The 16516-nt window shown below is 73.7% G+C and carries 17 protein-coding genes; 9 read left to right on the top strand and 8 right to left on the bottom strand.

Features of this window, described 5'->3' with window-relative positions; all coding sequences use genetic code 11:
* Positions 1-136 precede the first annotated feature (136 nt).
* Positions 137-1105: a CBM35 domain-containing protein gene (locus tag ACFZBD_RS25495; protein WP_391143593.1), complete on the bottom strand. Its 969-nt coding sequence runs from the start codon at positions 1103-1105 to the stop codon at positions 137-139.
* Positions 1106-1226: 121 nt separating this feature from the next.
* A complete protein-coding gene (gene cdgB, locus ACFZBD_RS25490; RefSeq protein ID WP_391143591.1) occupies positions 1227-2870 on the bottom strand; it encodes a diguanylate cyclase CdgB in 1644 nt (547 codons plus the stop codon).
* A 450-nt stretch (positions 2871-3320) separates the two neighbouring features.
* On the opposite strand from cdgB, the gene ACFZBD_RS25485 reads away from it, so the two are divergent.
* Entirely contained in the window at positions 3321-3821 is a 501-nt protein-coding gene (locus tag ACFZBD_RS25485) for a flavin reductase (protein WP_391143588.1), read from the top strand.
* Between the two features lie 87 nt (positions 3822-3908).
* On the opposite strand, the gene arfB is transcribed toward ACFZBD_RS25485, so the two are convergent.
* A complete protein-coding gene (gene arfB / locus ACFZBD_RS25480; RefSeq protein ID WP_391143586.1) occupies positions 3909-4346 on the bottom strand; it encodes an alternative ribosome rescue aminoacyl-tRNA hydrolase ArfB in 438 nt (145 codons plus the stop codon).
* Positions 4347-4478: 132 nt separating this feature from the next.
* Between arfB and ACFZBD_RS25475 the strand changes: the two genes are divergently transcribed.
* Together ACFZBD_RS25475 and ACFZBD_RS25470 are read left to right on the top strand one after the other, a co-directional pair.
* Positions 4479-5054 carry a TerD family protein gene (locus tag ACFZBD_RS25475; protein WP_391143583.1) on the top strand — a complete coding sequence of 192 codons (576 nt, stop codon included), beginning with the start codon at positions 4479-4481 and terminating at the stop codon, positions 5052-5054.
* 74 nt (positions 5055-5128) lie between these two features.
* Entirely contained in the window at positions 5129-5638 is a 510-nt protein-coding gene (locus ACFZBD_RS25470; RefSeq protein WP_391143580.1) for a GNAT family N-acetyltransferase, read from the top strand.
* A gap of 57 nt (positions 5639-5695) precedes the next feature.
* On the opposite strand, the gene ACFZBD_RS25465 is transcribed toward ACFZBD_RS25470, so the two are convergent.
* Positions 5696-7096, bottom strand: coding sequence for a M1 family aminopeptidase (locus tag ACFZBD_RS25465; protein WP_391143579.1), 1401 nt, complete (start codon positions 7094-7096; stop codon positions 5696-5698).
* Between the two features lie 192 nt (positions 7097-7288).
* Positions 7289-7837 carry a heme-binding protein gene (locus ACFZBD_RS25460; protein ID WP_391143576.1) on the bottom strand — a complete coding sequence of 183 codons (549 nt, stop codon included), beginning with the start codon at positions 7835-7837 and terminating at the stop codon, positions 7289-7291.
* 254 nt (positions 7838-8091) lie between these two features.
* Here ACFZBD_RS25460 and ACFZBD_RS25455 point away from each other — a divergent pair, with 254 nt between their 5' ends.
* From ACFZBD_RS25455 to ACFZBD_RS25440, 4 genes are all read left to right on the top strand, one after another.
* On the top strand, positions 8092-9222 hold the full coding sequence (locus ACFZBD_RS25455; protein WP_391144359.1) for a histidine kinase: 1131 nt from the start codon (positions 8092-8094) through the stop codon (positions 9220-9222).
* Entirely contained in the window at positions 9219-9839 is a 621-nt protein-coding gene (locus tag ACFZBD_RS25450; RefSeq protein WP_391143573.1) for a response regulator, read from the top strand. The genes ACFZBD_RS25455 and ACFZBD_RS25450 overlap by 4 nt, the downstream gene beginning before the upstream one ends.
* Positions 9840-9924: 85 nt before the next feature.
* A complete protein-coding gene (locus tag ACFZBD_RS25445; protein ID WP_391144356.1) occupies positions 9925-11151 on the top strand; it encodes an FAD-dependent monooxygenase in 1227 nt (408 codons plus the stop codon).
* A 150-nt stretch (positions 11152-11301) separates the two neighbouring features.
* Positions 11302-11802 (top strand): hypothetical protein, encoded by a 501-nt coding sequence (locus ACFZBD_RS25440; protein WP_391143571.1) that lies wholly within the window; start codon positions 11302-11304, stop codon positions 11800-11802.
* 32 nt (positions 11803-11834) lie between these two features.
* Here ACFZBD_RS25440 and ACFZBD_RS25435 read toward each other — a convergent pair whose 3' ends face one another.
* Positions 11835-12509, bottom strand: coding sequence for a pentapeptide repeat-containing protein (locus tag ACFZBD_RS25435; protein ID WP_391143568.1), 675 nt, complete (start codon positions 12507-12509; stop codon positions 11835-11837).
* 133 nt (positions 12510-12642) lie between these two features.
* Between ACFZBD_RS25435 and ACFZBD_RS25430 the strand changes: the two genes are divergently transcribed.
* Together ACFZBD_RS25430 and ACFZBD_RS25425 are read left to right on the top strand one after the other, a co-directional pair.
* Positions 12643-13806, top strand: a complete 1164-nt coding sequence (locus tag ACFZBD_RS25430; RefSeq protein ID WP_391144353.1) for an FAD-dependent oxidoreductase — start codon at positions 12643-12645, stop codon at positions 13804-13806.
* Positions 13807-13874: 68 nt separating this feature from the next.
* Positions 13875-14873: a zinc-binding dehydrogenase gene (locus ACFZBD_RS25425; protein ID WP_391143565.1), complete on the top strand. Its 999-nt coding sequence runs from the start codon at positions 13875-13877 to the stop codon at positions 14871-14873.
* Between the two features lie 218 nt (positions 14874-15091).
* On the opposite strand, the gene ACFZBD_RS25420 is transcribed toward ACFZBD_RS25425, so the two are convergent.
* Positions 15092-15568, bottom strand: a complete 477-nt coding sequence (locus tag ACFZBD_RS25420; RefSeq protein WP_391143563.1) for a GNAT family N-acetyltransferase — start codon at positions 15566-15568, stop codon at positions 15092-15094.
* Positions 15569-15587: 19 nt separating this feature from the next.
* Positions 15588-16484 (bottom strand): aminoglycoside phosphotransferase family protein, encoded by an 897-nt coding sequence (locus ACFZBD_RS25415; protein WP_391144349.1) that lies wholly within the window; start codon positions 16482-16484, stop codon positions 15588-15590.
* Positions 16485-16516 lie beyond the last annotated feature (32 nt).

The following is a 16516-nucleotide window of genomic DNA, read 5'->3' as shown; positions in this document are numbered from 1 at the left end:
GCCCCGGCCCCCCCCGGCCCCCGGGGGGGGGGGGGCGGCCCGGCCCCCGGCCCGGGGGGCGCGCCCGGGCCCGCCCCCCCCCGGGCCGCCCCGGCGCCCCACTTCCGGTGATCGGGCCGCCGTCAGGCGGGCGGGCTCAGCCGCTCAGCTTCGTCTTGCTGATCTTCAGCCAGTCGAAGACCGCGTCGCACTGGTTGCCCTGCTCGCACGACAGCTTGATCGTGTTCGTGCCCTGCTTGAGCTTCACCGGCGCCCAGGTGGTCTGCCAGTTCTTCTCGAGGTTCGGGTCCGAGGAGGAGATGAAGTTCTTCAGCCCGATCGGCGAACCGTTGGGCTTGTCGTTGACGGAGAGGGTGGCGTTGGCGTCCTTCGCCGGGATCGCGTAGCGCACGTACAGGTAGTAGTCGCCGCGCTCGGCGATGTCGGCCTGCCAGGTCACGGACGACCCGACGGCGTTGAATCCGGTGACGTAGGCGCCGTCCGCGCCTTCGGCGCCCTTGATGTCCTTGGCCAGCACGGCCGAACCGCCGAGCTTGAGCGTGGCGGCGTCCTGCTTCGGCAGCTCGACGGGGGTCTCGTCGGCGCTGGGCTGCCCGCTGGGGGTCTCCTGGACCTGCGAGGAGCCGTCGGTGGGGGTGCCGCCCGCGTTGCCGCCCTTGTCGTCGCCGTTGTCGTTGTTGAGGACGGCGGCCGTGATTCCGATCACGACGACCGCGACGACCGCGATCGCGCCGATCAGCAGGCCCTTGGTGTTGGGGCCGCGGCCGCGCTGCTGCTGCATCGGCGTGGGGCGGGTGCGGTCCGCGCCGGGGTAGCTTTCGGGCGCCGCGTACTGCGGGTTCGGCTGGCCGTACTGCTGCTGGCCGCCGTAGCTCTGCTGATGCGGCACGTGGGCCTGTGCGGGGCCGCCGTATTGGCGCTCGCCGACCGTCCTGACCTGGTTGTACGAGGTTCTGGGGACGCCGGGCTGCGCGGCCGGGCCGGGGTAGCCGTAGCCACCGCCCTGGCCGGGGGGCTGGGCGCCCGCCGCCTGGCCGTCCGCGTACAGGTAGCCGAACGGATCGTCGTCCTCGGGCGTGTTCGCGCCGTCGTTACCGGCAGCCATCCCTGGTCACTCCTATCCATGCTCGCCAGCCGTCGCCGACCGGCCGAGCCTACCTCGAACGGGGAACGCTTCGGTCCGGTCCTTGACCGTGCGGAGCGTGACCGGCGGGTGACGGGGAGGGCTATCCGGCGCGGCGGTGGACCTTGGCGCGGGAGCGTTTTTCGATGTACATCCGCTGGTCGGCGGAGTTCAGGACCTCTTCGACGGTCATGCCGCATTCGGCCCAGCCGATGCCGAAGCTGGCGCCGACGCGGACGGCCCGGCCGTCGACGCGGATCGGCGGAATGATGGCGTTCCGGAGGCGTACGGCCAGGTCAGCGGCGTCGGCGGCGCCGAGGCCGTCGGCGAGGACGACGAATTCGTCACCCCCGAGCCGGGCGACGGTGTCTCCGTCGCGTACGCCGGTGGTGAGGCGGCGGGCGACTTCGATGAGGACGGCGTCGCCGGTGTGGTGTCCGAAGCGGTCGTTGATCGATTTGAAGCCGTCGAGGTCGCAGAAGAGGACGGCGAGGCCTTTGGTGCCGTCGTCGATGTCACCCCCGGTGGGTGCCACGGTGTGGACGTGGTGGTCGTAGGGGCCGCCGGTGGCGGCGCCGGGGGCGGGGTCGAAGCCGAAGCCGTGTTCGTGGCCGTACGGGGAGTCGTATCCGCTGTCGGGGCCGTCGGCGGCGCGGGAGGTGTGGGGGCGTTCGCAGAGCCGGGCGCTGAGCCGGGAGCGCAGTTCGGCGCTGTTGGGGAGGCCGGTGAGGGCGTCGTGGGAGGCGCGGTGGGCGAGCTGGAGTTCGTGGCGCTTGCGTTCTTCGATGTCCTCGACGTGGGTGAGGAGGAAGCGGGGGCCGTCGGCGGTGTCGGCGACGACGGAGTTGCGGAGGGAGACCCAGACGTAGGTGCCGTCGCGGCGGGCGAGGCGGAGTTCGGCGCGGCCGCCTTCGGCGGAGGTGCGCAGCAGGGTTCCTATGTCCTCGGGGTGGACGAGGTCGGCGAAGGAGTAGCGGCGCATGACGGAGGCGGGGCGGCCGAGGAGGCGGCACAGGGCGTCGTTGGTGCGCAGGAGGCGGCCGTGCTGGTCGCCGCCCATTTCGGCGATGGCCATGCCGGAGGGGGCGTATTCGAAGGCTTGCCGGAACGACTCTTCGCTGGCGCGGAGGGCTTGCTGTTCGCGTTCGAGGCGGACGAGGGCGCGCTGCATGTTTGCTCTGAGGCGTGCGTTGCTGATCGCAATGGCCGATTGGGAGGCGTACATCTGGAGGGCTTCCTGGCCCCAGGGCCCGGGGTGTCGTCCGTTGCGCGGCCGGTCGACGGAGATCACGCCGAGGAGTTCGCGGCCGGAGCCGGAGGCGTACATGGGGGCGTAGAGCCGGTCGTGCGGGTGCCATTCGTCTTCGAAGCGGGGGGCGGGGCCTTCGGTGTGCCATTGGGGGACGTCGTCCTCGATGAGGACCCAGCCTTCGGTGTGCGGGATGAACCGCAGGTCGCCCCAGGCGACGCCCATGGAGAGGCGGCGTTCCCAGGAGGCGCGGGAGCCGACGCGGCCGGTGATGAGTGCTTCGGCGGCGGGGCTGCCGGCGAAGGCGGCGACGACGAGGTCTCCGTCGGGGCGTACGAGGTTGACGCAGGCCAGCTCATAGTTGAGGCCTGCGACGATGCCGTCGGCGACGGTTTGCAGGGTGTCCGCCAGGCTGCGGGCTGTGTTGAGGTCGGCCACGACCTGATGCAGCTGCCGCAGGGTCGCAAGACGGACGTACGGCTCCGACTCGGTCTCCATCGCTCGCTCTCCCCGAGACCTCGACAGCAACTCCAGGGTTCTCATCGGCTTCGTGCTGCACTGTCTCCGCCACTGAATCACAGCGAGCTGCACCGCCGGTACACAGGGTCAACAAATACTGCGGTCTGTGACTCAAGTCACAACTGTGTGTGAGGCGTTGCCTACTGCGGGAGAGAGCGCTCCCACGCTTTCTTGAACGCAAAGGGGGTGTTGTAGACCGGTGGTACGGGAGACGGGAGGGCCGAGGGGCGCCGGTCGGCGGGGCGGGGCGGGTCCTAGGACCGGCGGGGGTGGGCGGTCTGGTCCCCGGGCCCGATGTGGCGGCGGGTGGCTCCGGATTAGCGTGCGAGGGTGCTGCGAAAGAGCCTCACCCTCCCGTCCCCGGGGTCCCTCCCGTCCCCGCCGCCCCCGCCTCCCGTGTCGGATGCGGGCATCCCTCATGCTGAGGGGGTGAGCGACGACGAGTTCCGGGCGGCGATGTCCCGCCTCGCCGCGGGCGTGGTGCTGGTGACGGTGCACGACCCCGACGACGGCCCGCGCGGCGAGGACGTGGGGATGACGGCGACCGCGTTCATGTCGGTCTCGCTGGACCCGCCCCTGGTGCTGGTCAGCCTCCGCAACGGCTCCCGGATGGACGACCTGCTGGACGAGATCCCCGTCTGGGCGGTCTCGGTCCTCTCGGAGAGCCAGCGCCATGTCGCGGGCCGCTTCGCGATGAAGGGGCGGGTGAGCGACCGCCTCCTCTTCGAGGACGTGCCGTACACCCGCGGCGAGGAGAGCGGCGCCCCGCTGATCGGCGGCGCGCTGGCGACCCTGGAGTGCCGTACGGAGAGCCGCGTGGTCGCCGGCGACCACACCCTGGTGATCGCCCGCGTCCTGACGGCCGCGTTCCCTTCGGGGGAGGGCTCACCCCTGACGTACTTCAAGGGGAAGTACCGCCACCTGGCCTGAGGGTGACGGCGACCGCCACCGCACCAGGCGCCCGCCACCGCAACCGGCGGCCGCACCCGGAGGCCGTCCCCCGCGGCCGGCCGGGGCTCAGCCCCAGTCGCGGCCCTGACGGCCGCGCTTCGTCTCCGCGCGCTGCTTCTTGACCCGCAGCCGGCGTTCGTTGATGCCCCGGGGGATCTTCGTCGCCCGGCGCGGCTTCGGCGGCGGGGCCGTGGCCTCGGCGAGGAGGGCGGTGAGGCGGACCGCCGCCGTCTCGCGGTTGCGCCACTGGGAGCGGTGCTCCGACGCCCGTACCGTCAGCACCCCGCCCACCAGGCGCGACGCCAGCCGTTCCAGGGCGCGCGCCTTCCACACCTCCGGCAGCGCGTCCGTGCGCTCCAGGTCGAAGCGGAGCTCCACCTGGGAGTCGCTGGTGTTGACGTGCTGTCCGCCCGGCCCGGACGAACGGGAGAAACGCCACATCAGCTCGGCCTCAGGAAGCGAGACGGAGCCGCGGATGACATACGGACCGGACATGCCCCCCATGTTCCCCGCAGCGGGCCCCGCACGTCATCCTGTTTTCGGCCCCCGGCTCCTCGGCCACCGGCTCCGGGCGGAACCGACGGGGCCCCGTCCGCGTTAATGCGTGTGACGACATCACGACGAAAGGGACTTCCCATGGCTGTAAGCCTGTCCAAGGGCGGCAACGTCTCCCTGACCAAGGAGGCCCCGGGCCTCACCGCCGTCACCGTGGGCCTCGGCTGGGACGTCCGTACGACCACCGGCACCGACTTCGACCTGGACGCCTCGGCCATCGGCGTCGACGCAGCCGGCAAGGTCGCCTCCGACGCGCACTTCGTCTTCTTCAACAACAAGGCGACCCCGGACCAGACCATCGTCCACACCGGTGACAACCGCACCGGCGAGGGCGGCGGCGACGACGAGCAGATCAACGTCAACCTCGCGGCCCTGCCCCCGAACGTCGACAAGATCGTCTTCCCGGTCTCCATCTACGACGCGGTCGGCCGCTCGCAGAACTTCGGCCAGGTCCGCAACGCCTACATCCGCATCCTCAACCAGGCCGGCGGCGCCGAGATCGCCCGCTACGACCTCTCCGAGGACGCCGCCACCGAGACCGCCATGGTCTTCGGCGAGCTGTACCGCAACGGCGCGGAGTGGAAGTTCCGCGCCGTCGGCCAGGGTTACGCCGCCGGCCTGGAAGGCATCGCCCGCGACTTCGGCGTCAACCTCTGACCGTCGCAGGCATCCGCCGCGACACCCTCACGGCGTCAAGGCCCCGGCTCCGGCCGGGGCCTTACCGTTTCCGCATGATCGTCGAGCCGTACGCCTCCACCGACCACGCCCTGCCCGGCCCGCTCCTCCCCGAGCTGACCGAGCTGTACGCCTCCCACCGCGACTTCCACGCGATCACCGGCGACTTCCCTGACCCGGACGACATCCGGCCGGAGCAGGTCGCCGCCGCCCTCGCCGACGAACTCGCCGTCCCCGGCGCGGAGGTGCTCCTCGCCCGGTCCGAAGGCCGGCTGATCGGCGTGGCGGCGATCCTCGACCACCACCCGGACCCCGACGACCCGGATCCCTGGATCGGCCTGCTGATGGTCGACGCGCGCTCCCAGCGCTCCGGCCACGGCCGCGCGCTGGCCGGCACGCTCGAGGAGCGGTTCCGCTCCGAGGGCCGTACGGGAGTCAAGGTCGCGGTCCTGGAGAACAACCCGCGCGCCCTCGCCTTCTGGACCTCCCTCGGCTACGAGACGGCGGATCATCGCGCCGACCGGGAGAAGGGGCGGCCCTGCGTGGTGCTCCGCAAGGGGCTGTAGGCCGGCGGGCGGCGTGCGGGGGTCGTGTGCGGGGTGCTCCCGGGGGCGGGCCCGGGCTCAGCGGGGGCGGTCCGGCTTGTCGTCCCCGTACAGCCACACGTCCCACAGCTCGCTCAGGTCCTCGCCCGCCACTTCCTCCACGTAGGCGGTGAAGTCCTCCGTGGAGGCGTTGCGGTGCCGGTACTTCGCGGGCCAGCCCGCCAGGATCTCGAAGAAGGTGTCGTCGCCGACCGTCTCCCGGATCTTGTGCAGCACCATCGCACCGCGCTGGTACACCGGCGGGTCGAAGAGGTTCTCCGCCGCCGGCGGTTCGGCCGGCGGGAAGGCCCAGTTGGCGTCCTCGGCGAAGGCCCGGTCGAAGCCGGTCCTGGCGGGGGTGTCCTCGAAGTCCTCGGCGTAGAGCCACTCCGCGTAGGTCGCGAAGCTCTCGTTGAGCCACATGTCCCGCCAGCTCGCGGGGGAGACCGAGTTGCCGAACCACTGGTGCGCCAGTTCGTGGACGAGGGTCGGGGCGTCGAAGGAGTCCTGCGGGAAGACGGGCCGGGTCTGCGTCTCCAGGGCGTAGTCGGCGTCCCCGGTCGGTTCGACGATCGCGCCGGCCGCGGAGAAGGGGTACGGCCCGAAGTTCTCCGCCTGCCACTCCAGCAGTTCGGGGATGCGGGCGAGGAGCGGGGCACCGGCATCGGCGACGGCCGGGTCTGCGGCGGTGAGGACGGCGACGCCGGAGGGGGTCTTGGCCGTGGTGACGCGGTAGCGGCCGATGGCCACCGTCGCCAGATAGCTCGCCATCGGCTCGGCGCTGTGCCAGACGGCGGTGGTCCGGCCGTTCGCGGTGCGCTCGCTGCGCAGGACGCCGTTGGAGACGGCGCGCAGCCCCTCGGGGACGGTGAGGGTGATGTCGTACGTCGCCTTGTCGGAGGGGTGGTGGTTGCCGGGGAACCAGGCCATGGAGCCGACCGGCTCGCCGAGCGCGAGCGCCCCGTCCTTCGTCTTCAGCCAGCCCTCGCCCGCCCCGTCCGCGTCGGTGATCTTCCGGGGGACGCCGGAGTAGGCGACGGTGGTCCGGAAGGTGCTGCCCCGGTCGATCTCCTCGCGGGGCCGGAGCGTGAGCTCGGTCCCGGCACGGTTGACGGCGGCCGGGGCCCCGTCGACGGTGGCGCGGCCGACGGTGAGCCCGTCGAGGTCGAGGTTGAAGGCGCTCAGGTCCTGGGTGGCACGGGCGACGATGTCGGCGGTGGCGTCGAGGCGGCCGGTGGCGGGGTCGTAGTCGAGGGCGAGGGCGTAGTGCGTGACGTCGTACCCGCCGTTGCCGAGCTTGGGGAAGTACGGGTCCCGTACGCCGGAGGCCCCGGGGCTCCCCCCGACCCCGCCGTCCTGCCCACCACTGCACCCGCCGGCCCCCACGAGGAGGACCAGCGCCGTGACGGCTGCGAGGACGACCCGGCTACGTGCTTCCACGGAACGATCTTAGGGCGTGTTCCGGGGCGTGGCCTGGGAGGGGCGGCGGGGCGGGGCGCCAGGAAGGGGGCCGGGTGGCCGCGCGGCGTGGTGACCGACGTACGGAACCGGGGGCGCCCGGGAGGGGCGGGCGGCCGCGCCCGGGGGGGCCGGGCGGCCTCGCCCGGGCGGCCCCGGTTCCGTGTCCGGGGGTTACTTGCCGAGGGCCTCCGCGCCCGCGCGGGCGAACTTCTCGTCCAGGTCGCCGCTGGGGGCGCCGGCCACGCCGATGCCCGCGATCGGGGCGCCCTTGGCGGTGACCGGGACACCGCCGCCGAGGAAGAGGGTGCCGGGGATGTCCTTCAGGTTCGGGGCCTGGGCGAGTCGGCCGGCGAGGACCGAGGTCGGGGCGTTCCAGGAGACCGCGGTGAACGCCTTGCGCTCGGCCGACTCGTAGGACTGCGGGCCCGCGCCGTCGCCGCGGAGGGTCACGAGGGTGTTGCCGTTGCGGTCCACGACCGCGACCGTCACGCGCTGGTTCTCGTCCTCGGCGGCGTCCAGGGTGGCCTGCGCCGCCTTGGTCGCGGCCTCGATCGTCAGGTGCGTGGACTGCTGGAGGTTCTTGTTCGCGGCGTCGGCCTTGGCCGCTGCGGCCGGGGCGGCGGCCGGGGCCGCCGGGGCGGAGGCGTTCGCGGAGACGGCGCCGAAGGTGCCGGCGGCGAGGGCGGCGGCCGCGGTGGCGCCGATGAGGATCTTCTTCACGGGGAACTCCTGGGATCGCTGCGTGAGTCGCTCTGCCCTCGATCCTCCGGCCGGAACCGGGCCGGTACGCTCGACGGAGCGGCTGCGTCCGCCACGCGGTACGGACGACACGCGGGTCAGCCGATCGGTTGATGCCCGTGTGGTCCCCCGGGGCCACCATGGATCCGTACACCCAGGTCAGGACAGGTACGACGGATGGAGAGGCGACGCACGTGAGGGAGCAGGACCCCGACGCCCGCTGGCTGGCGCGGGTCATGCACGTCGCCTTCTTCCTCCTCCTCGGCGCCTCCCTGGCCCGTTTCCTCCTGCGGCACCCGTGGGAGGACCGCGGCCCGTGGATCGTCGCCCTCTCCGCCGCGCTGGCCGTCCTCTACCTCCTGGACCGTGTCCCCGGCGCCCGCGCCACCCCCCGCCGGATCGCCTGGCTCTTCACGGTCGTCGCCGTCTGGATGCTCCTGGTCGTCCTCGCGCCGAGCTTCGCCTGGTGCGCCGTCCCGCTCTTCTACACCGGTCTGCGCACCCTCCCGCCGCGCGCCGCCCTCGTCCTGGTCGCGCTGCTGACCCTCTTCGTGGTGACCGCCCAGGTCCAGCTCTCCCACGGCGGCTGGGACCCGAACCTGATCATCGCGCCGCCGGCCGTCGCGGCCATCGCCACCGCCGTCTTCGTCCACGCGCAGCGCCAGGCGGACCGGCAGCGGGCCCTGATCGACGACCTCATCCGCACCCGGCGCGAACTCGCCGCCACCGAGCGGCGCGAGGGCACCCTCGCCGAACGCCAGCGGCTCTCCATGGAGATCCACGACACCCTCGCCCAGGGCCTGTCGAGCCAGCAGATGCTGCTCCAGGCCGCCGACCGCACCTGGGACGGCGACCCGTCGACCGCGCGCCGCCATGTCCGTACGGCCGAGTCCATCGCCGAGCGGAACCTCGCCGAGGCCCGCCGCTTCGTCCACGACCTCGCTCCGGCCGACCTCGCCGAGGGCGGCGGGCTCGAAGAGGCGCTGCGCACCCTCGCCGCCCGCGAATCCGCCGCGTTCCGCACCGACGGGACGCCGGTCCCGCTGCCCGACCGGGTGCAGTCGGCGCTGCTGCGGATCGCGCAGGGCGCCCTGGCCAACGTCCGCGAGCACGCCGCCGCCACCTCGGCCGCCGTGACCCTGACCTACCTCGACGATCAGGTCGTCCTCGACATCGCCGACGACGGGCGCGGCCTCGACCCGCGGCCGCCGGCCCGCGATCCGGGGGTGCGCGGCCACGGCCTGCCCGCCATGCGGGTGCGCGCCCAGCAGCTCGGCGGCACCCTCACCCTCGAGTCCACCCCCGGTGAGGGCACGGTGCTCTCCGTCGCGATCCCCCTGTCGACATCTCCGGAGGCCGGTTCATGACGGTACGCATCCTGCTCTGCGACGACCACGCCGTCGTCCGCGCCGGGCTGCTCGCCCTCCTCGGCAGCGCCCCCGACATCGAGGTCGTCGGGGAGGCCGGCAGCGGGGAGGAGGCGGTGGCGATGGCGGCGAAGCTCGCTCCCGACGTGGTCCTGATGGACCTCCAGCTCGGCCCCGGCATCGACGGCGTCGAGGCGACCCGCCGGATCGCCACGCCCGACGTCCACGTCCTGGTCCTCACCACCTACGACACCGACGCCGACATCACCCGCGCCATCGGGGCCGGCGCCACCGGTTACCTCCTGAAGGCCGAGCGGCCCGAGGAGCTGTTCGCGGCGATCCACTCCGCCGCCCAGGGCCGCACCACCCTCTCCCCGCCGGTCGCCAGCCGCGTCATGGACCGGATGCGCGGCGCGGCCGGGCCGACGCTGACCGACCGCGAGCGGGACATCCTCGGCCAGCTCGCCCACGGCCTGGGCAACCGCGAGATCGCCCGGGCGCTGTTCATCAGCGAGGCGACCGTGAAGACCCACCTGGGCCGGATCTACGCCAAGCTCGGCGTCGACACCCGGGCGGGCGCCGTCGCCGTCGCCAAGGAACAACGCCTGCTGCCCTGAGCCGCGCCTCCCCCGCCCCGGCCCCTCCCCCCTGCTACCCTGCGTCGCTGATTCATCACAAGGTGTCAGATATGTGGGAGCGCGTGTGAAGATCGCCTGCGTCGGCGGTGGCCCGGCCGGCCTGTACTTCTCGATCCTGATGAAGCGACAGGACCCGTCCCACGACATCACCGTCTACGAACGCAACCCGGCCGGCTCCACCTACGGCTGGGGCGTGACGTACTGGGCCGGGCTCCTCGACAAGCTCCGGGCCGGCGACCCGGAGTCCGCCGACGCCATCAGCGCCGCGTCCGTGCGCTGGACCGACGGCGTCGCGATCGTCCGCGACGAGCGGACCGTCCACCGCGGCGACGAGGGCTTCGGCATCGGCCGCCGCCGGATGCTCACCCTCCTGGCCGAGCGGGCCGAAGCGCTCGGCGTACGGGTGGAGTTCGAGCACGACATCACCGGCGCGGACTGCCCCGAACTCGCCGACGCCGACCTGGTCGTCGCCGCCGACGGGGTCAACAGCGTGCTGCGCGAGGCCCACGGCGACCACTTCGGCGCCGCGTTCGCCACCGGCCGCAACCGCTACATCTGGCTCGGCACCACCAAGGTCTTCGACTCCTTCAGCTTCGCGTTCAAGGAGACCGACCACGGCTGGATCTGGTGCTACGCCTACGGCTTCAGCGGCGAGCAGTCCACCTGCGTCGTCGAGTGCTCCCCGGAGACCTGGTCGGGCCTCGGGCTCGACACCCTGGGCGAGGCCGACAGCCTCCACCTGATGGAGAAGCTCTTCCACGACCTGCTCGACGGCCACGCGCTGATCGGCCGGGCCCAGGCCGACGACGCCGCCCAGTGGCTGAACTTCCGTACGCTCACCAACCGCGTCTGGCACCGCGGCAACCTCGTCCTCCTCGGCGACGCCGCCCACACCACCCACTACTCCATCGGCGCGGGCACCACACTCGCCCTGGAGGACGCCCTCGCCCTCGCGACCGCCCTGCGCGACCGGCAGGGCGCCGGGGACCTGGACGGGGCGCTCACCCGCTACGCCCACCGGCGGCGGGCGGAGCTCCTGTCGGCCCAGAGCGCGGCCCGCTACAGCGCGCAGTGGTACGAGAACCTGCCCCGCTACATGCGGCTGGAGCCGGCGCAGATGTTCGCGCTCCTGGGCCAGCGCCACTCCCCGCTGCTCCCGCACGTCCCGCCCCAGCTCTACTACCGGATCGACCGGGCCGCCGGACGCCTGGAGCCGCTGCGCCGCCTCAAGCGCTGGCTGGGCCCCCGCCTGGCCCGCACCCTCCACGCCCATACGCGCACGGGCGCCTGAAGGCGCCGGGGGGCGGGGGCGGGACGCCGGGCCCCGACTCCTGGCCACGTCCCCCTGGCCAAGCCCTCCCCCGCCCCCTGGCCACCGCCCCTGGCCAAGCCCCGCCCCTGCCCCGTGCCGCGCGCTCCTGCGGCGTGCGACCATCGACCCGTGCTCGACATCGGCTACTCCCTCTCCCGTCGCTTCCCCGACCCCCCGCAGACCGACTACCGCCGCGCGGACGTCCACGCCCTGCGCCACGACCTCTTCTGCGGGGACGTCTACCTCGCCGACCCGAAGGCCGACCGGGAGCTGTCCACAGCCTGGGGATGGGTGCCGGTGCTCGACTTCGCCTGGGCGCTGTGCGACATCGTCGAGCAGCTCGACCGCGACCCGCGCGGCAACCGCGCCGCCCGCCCCCAGCACGCCGAGCTCGACTTCACCGAGTCGTCCGACCGCATGCTCTTCGAGCGCCGCTTCGGCTGGGTGGACGTCGAGGCCGACTGGATGCCCGGCGACGAGGCCCCCCTCACCTTCGGCCACCGCGAACTGCGCCGCGAGGCACGCGACTTCCTGCACGACCTGATCGCCGACCTCACCGACATGCACGAGGGCCTCGGCGACAACCCCGCGATCTGGGACCTCCAGGCACGCTTCCCCCGCGTTCCCTAGCCCCCGCACCCCGGCCCCCGGGCCCCCCCGGCTCAGTCCTCCACCCGCACCCCCAACTGCGCGGCGAACACCGGCGCCAGGTCCAGCAGCTGGCCCGTCCCGATCACCGCGCCGGCCAGGGCGTCCACTCCGCGCGCGATCTCCAGGCGCTCCACGGTCCGCAGGTCCACGTCCTTCATCACCGCGCCGCCGAAGTCAGCGCCGGCCAGCACGCAGTCGCGGAACTCGACCCGCTCCAGCCGGGCGCCCCCGAAGTCCGGCTCGCCGAGGACGCACCCCTCGAAGAGGACGTCCTTCAGCTTCGCCATCCGCAGGTTCGGATAGTCGATCTTCCCTCCGCGCACCCACACCCGCTCCAGCACGGCCCCGTGCAGCTGCGTCCCGCCGAGCCGCGCGTCCCGCACCTCCACGTCCCGCAGCGTCGCCCCCGCGAGGTCCGTCCCCACCCCTCTGACCTCGCTCCACACACAGTCCAGGACCCGCGCCGACGTCAGCCGCGCCTCGTCCACCGCGCACTCCCGCAGCGCACAGTCCATGAACCGCGCGCCCGCCCCGTCCTGCCCCGCCAGGTCCAGGCCCCGGAACTCGAGGCCGTCATAGTCACCGTCCGGCTCCAGCCCCCCTTCGTACGCGGCGAGGGGCGGCAGCCGCACCTCCGGCCTGCGCACCGCCGCCACCGCCGCCTTCTTCCCGCTTCGTGTCGCCATGCCCTCATAGTGACGTGCGCCACTGACAACGCCCCGGATGTCACGAACCACGGCCCCCGGTCCGTCGCCTCCGTGAAACCGGATTCACCCCCACCACAGCACCACCAGGGAGAGGGACATGGCAGGCAGGCACATCAAGCGCATCACCGTCATCGGCGGGGGCTTCGCCGGCCTCACCGCGGCCGTCACCGCCGCCGAGGCCGGCGCGGAGGTCACCCTCCACGAAGCGCACGACACCCTCGGCGGCCGCGCCCGTACCGCCGAAGGCCCGTACCGCACCAACGAAGGACCCCACGCCCTCTACAGCGGCGGCCCCCACTGGACCTGGCTGAAACAGCGCGGCCTGCTCGGCCCGCTCGCGCCGCTGCCGCCCCTCGAAGCCGCCCGGCTGCGCTTCCACCGCGACGGCGCCCTGCGCCGCGTCCCGCCCCTCGGCTTCCTGCGCCTCAGCCGCCGCAGGCCCGAAGAGGCCCCGGTCGACGTCGACTTCCTCACCTGGGCCACCCGCGTCGCCGGTCCGCGCGCCGCCCGCGCCGCCGCCGCGTACAGCGCGGTCGCCCTCTTCCACCACGACCCCGGCGCGCTCTCCGCCCGCTTCGTCCAGGAACGGCTCCGCCGGTCCACCGCCCTGCCGCCGGAGGCCCACTACCCGCGCGGCGGCTGGGGGCGGCTGATCGACCGGATGGCCGCGCACGCCCGTGACCTGGGGGTACGTGTCGAGACCGGGTCCCGTGTCGACGTTCCGCCGCTCACCGACGGGCCCGTCGTCGTCGCCACCTCCCTCGCCGCGGCTTCCCGCCTCCTCCAGGACCCCAGCCTGACCTGGGAGAGCGGCCGGACCGTCCTGCTGGACCTGGCGCTGCGCCGCCGCGCGGGCGATCCGTTCGTCATCTCCGACCTGGACGCCCCCGGCTGGATCGAGCGCTTCACCGCCCAGGACCCCACGCTCGCCCCGGCCGGCGAACAGCTCCTCCAGGCCCAGCTCCCCATCGGCCCGGGCGCATCCAAGGCCGACGGCGTCGCCCACGCGGAACGCCTGCTCGACCTGGGGTTCCCCGGCTGGCGGGACCGTACCGTCCACCGCCGCGAGGCCGTCTCCACCGGCCGTACGGGAGCCGTCGACCGGCCCGGCACCACCTGGCGCGACCGGCCGGCGATCGACCGCGGCGACGGCGTCTACCTCGCCGGCGACCAGGTCGCCGCACCCGGCGTCCTCTCCGAGGTCTCCTTCACCAGCGCCGTCGAAGCGGTGTCCCTGGCCCTGCGCGCCACACCCCTTGACCTCAAGCGGACTTGAGGTTGAAAGCTGATGCCCGTCACCACGAACCACTGGTGCACCACTACGCATCCGACGGGGAGCCCGCCATGCACGCCATCCGCCTGCACGCCTTCGGTCCGGCCGAGAACCTCACCTACGAGGAGGTCCCGGACCCGGTCCCCGGCCCCGGCCAGGTCCGCGTCCGCGTCGCCGCGGCCGGCGTCCACCTCCTCGACACCGCCCTGCGCCTGGGCCTCAGCGGCCCCTTCCCGGCCCCCGCCTCCCTCCCCACCGTCCCGGGCCGCGAAGTCGCCGGCACCGTCGACGCCCTCGGCGAGGGCACCGACCCCGGCTGGCTCGGCAAGCGCGTCGTCACCCACCTCGGCCAGGGCCCCGGCGGCTACGCCGAACTCGCCGTCACCGACGCCGGCCGGCTGCACGCCCTCCCCGACACCCTCGGCGAGGCCGAGGCCGTCGCCATGATCGGCACCGGCCGCACCACCTTCGGCATCCTCCAGTTCGCCGACCTCGGCCCCGACTCCCTCGCCGTCATCCCCGCCGCCGCCGGGGGCATCGGCACCCTCCTCGTCCAGTACGCGAAGAACGCCGGCGCCACCGTCATCGGCCTGGCCGGCGGCCCCGAGAAGACCGCCCTGGTCGAGAAGAACGGCGCCGACCTCGCCGTCGACTACCTGCGACCGGACTGGCCCACGACGGTCCGCGACTTCCTCGGCGACCGCAGGGCGACGGTCGTCTTCGACTCCGTAGGCGGCGCCACCGGCCGCGCCACCGTCGACCTGCTGGGCGAAGGCGGCCACCACGTCGTCTTCGGCTGGCACGGCACGGGCCCGCACGACGGCGAACCCCTCACCTTCACCGACGAGGAACTCACCGCGCGCGGGATCACCTCCGAGAACGTGCTCGGCCCGGTCATGATCCGCAAGGCGGGCGGCGACATCCGCACCCTCGAACACGCAGCCGTCACCGCCGCCGCCGAAGGAACCCTCCGCCCCGCCGTCCACCGCTTCCCCCTCGCCGAGGCGTCCACGGCCCACCGGGCCCTGGAATCCCGCGGCACGATCGGCAAGGTCGTCCTGATCCCCTGACCCCGGGGCCGGCCCGGCCCCCGTGCCGGGCAGGGGTGAGCGGGTCCGGCCGGACGCGCCGGACCGCCTGGTCCCGACGACCGGCTGACCGCACCATGACCGGCCCGGCCGCCCCCTCGCCTGCCCGGCCGCCCCCTCGCCCGCCCGGAGCGCCCGGGCAGGCGTCCGGCCCGGGCGCCCGCCTCCCCGTCGCAGGCGCCCGGGCAGGCGCCCGGTGGCTACCCCGCGCCGCCCAGTCCCCGCAGCGCCTCACCCGTCAGCCGGTACACCGTCCAGTCGTCCTGCGGCCGCGCCCCCACCGACTCGTAGAAGTCGATCGACGGCGTGTTCCAGTTCAGGACCGCCCACTCCAGGCGCTCGTAGCCCCGCTCCACGCAGATCCGCGCCAGCTCCGCCAGCAGCGCCTTCCCGAAGCCGCCGCCGCGGCTCGACGGGCGGACGTACAGGTCCTCCAGGTGGATGCCGTGGACGCCGTGCCACGTCGAGAAGTTCAGGAACCACAGCGCGAAGCCCACCGGCTCGCCCGCCGGCGTCTCCGCCAGGTGGGCGAAGGCGGCCGGGTGCGGGCCGAAGAGGGCGTCGTGGAGGGAGTCCGGCGTCGCGCGCACCTCGTGCAGCGACTTCTCGTACTCCGCGAGCTCGCGGATCATCGTGTGGATCACCGGGACATCGGCAGGCGTGGCGGTACGGATCATGCAACCAGCCTGCACACGCTCAGCCGCCCGGGGCCAGCAGTGTCCGCGCGATGGACACCTGGTCCGGATCGAGCGCCGGCTCGCCGTCCGCCACGTCCCACAGGGCGTTCTGCAGCACCCGGCCCAGCGTCCACGCCCGCGCCCGTCCCCGGTCCAGGCCCAGCCGCTCCGTCAGCAGGTCGAACCGCCACCGCGTCCCCGCCGACGGATCCGCCTCCCACAGGTCCGTCAGGGCCGGAAGCAGCTCGAACCCCGGGTCCCCCGCCAGCGGCTTCGGGTCGATCGCCAGCCACGGCTCCCGCTCCGCCGCCAGGATGTTGTCGTAGTGGAGATCCCAGTGCAGCAGCCGGTCCCCCGGCTCCCCCAGCACTTCCCGCACCGCCGCCGCGCAGTCCCGCACCAGCGCCGCGTCCTCGGGCCCCAGCCGGGCCGCCGCCTCCGGGGCCGCCGCCACCATCCGGGCCGCGATCTCCCCCAGGCCCCGCAGCCCCTCAGGCGCCGGGACCGCCACCAGCCGGGCCAACAGACCGGCGAGGACGCCCACCGCGCCCCGTACGTCCCCGGACGCCGACAGGTGCCGGCCCTCGTCCAGCCGCTCCAGCAGCATCGTGCCCGTCCCGGGGTCCTCCGCCAGCAGCCGCACCGCCCCCGACCCGTCCCAGGCCCGCAGCGCCACCGGCTCGCCCGCGGACTCCTCGTCGAGCAGCTGCAGCTTCAGCGCCGCGGGCGTACCGTCCGAGACACGGGTCACCGGCAGCACCCACGACGCCACCCCGTACATCGAAGGCCCCGTCAGCCGCAGCCCCCACCGGTCCAGGAACTCCTCCGCCCGCCCCGGCAACGCCGCGACGAAAGCCCGCCCCGCCTCACCGTTGAACCGGATCTGCGACGCCACCAGCTCCTCGGGAACACGCATCACACCCCGATGCTAGACACCCGCCCCCGCCC

This window comes from Streptomyces sp. NPDC008121 (assembly GCF_042957155.1).
In the GTDB taxonomy this organism is placed as follows: domain Bacteria; phylum Actinomycetota; class Actinomycetes; order Streptomycetales; family Streptomycetaceae; genus Streptomyces.
The sequence above is the reverse complement of the archived record's forward strand: the minus strand, read 5'-3'. Positions and strand labels throughout refer to the sequence as shown.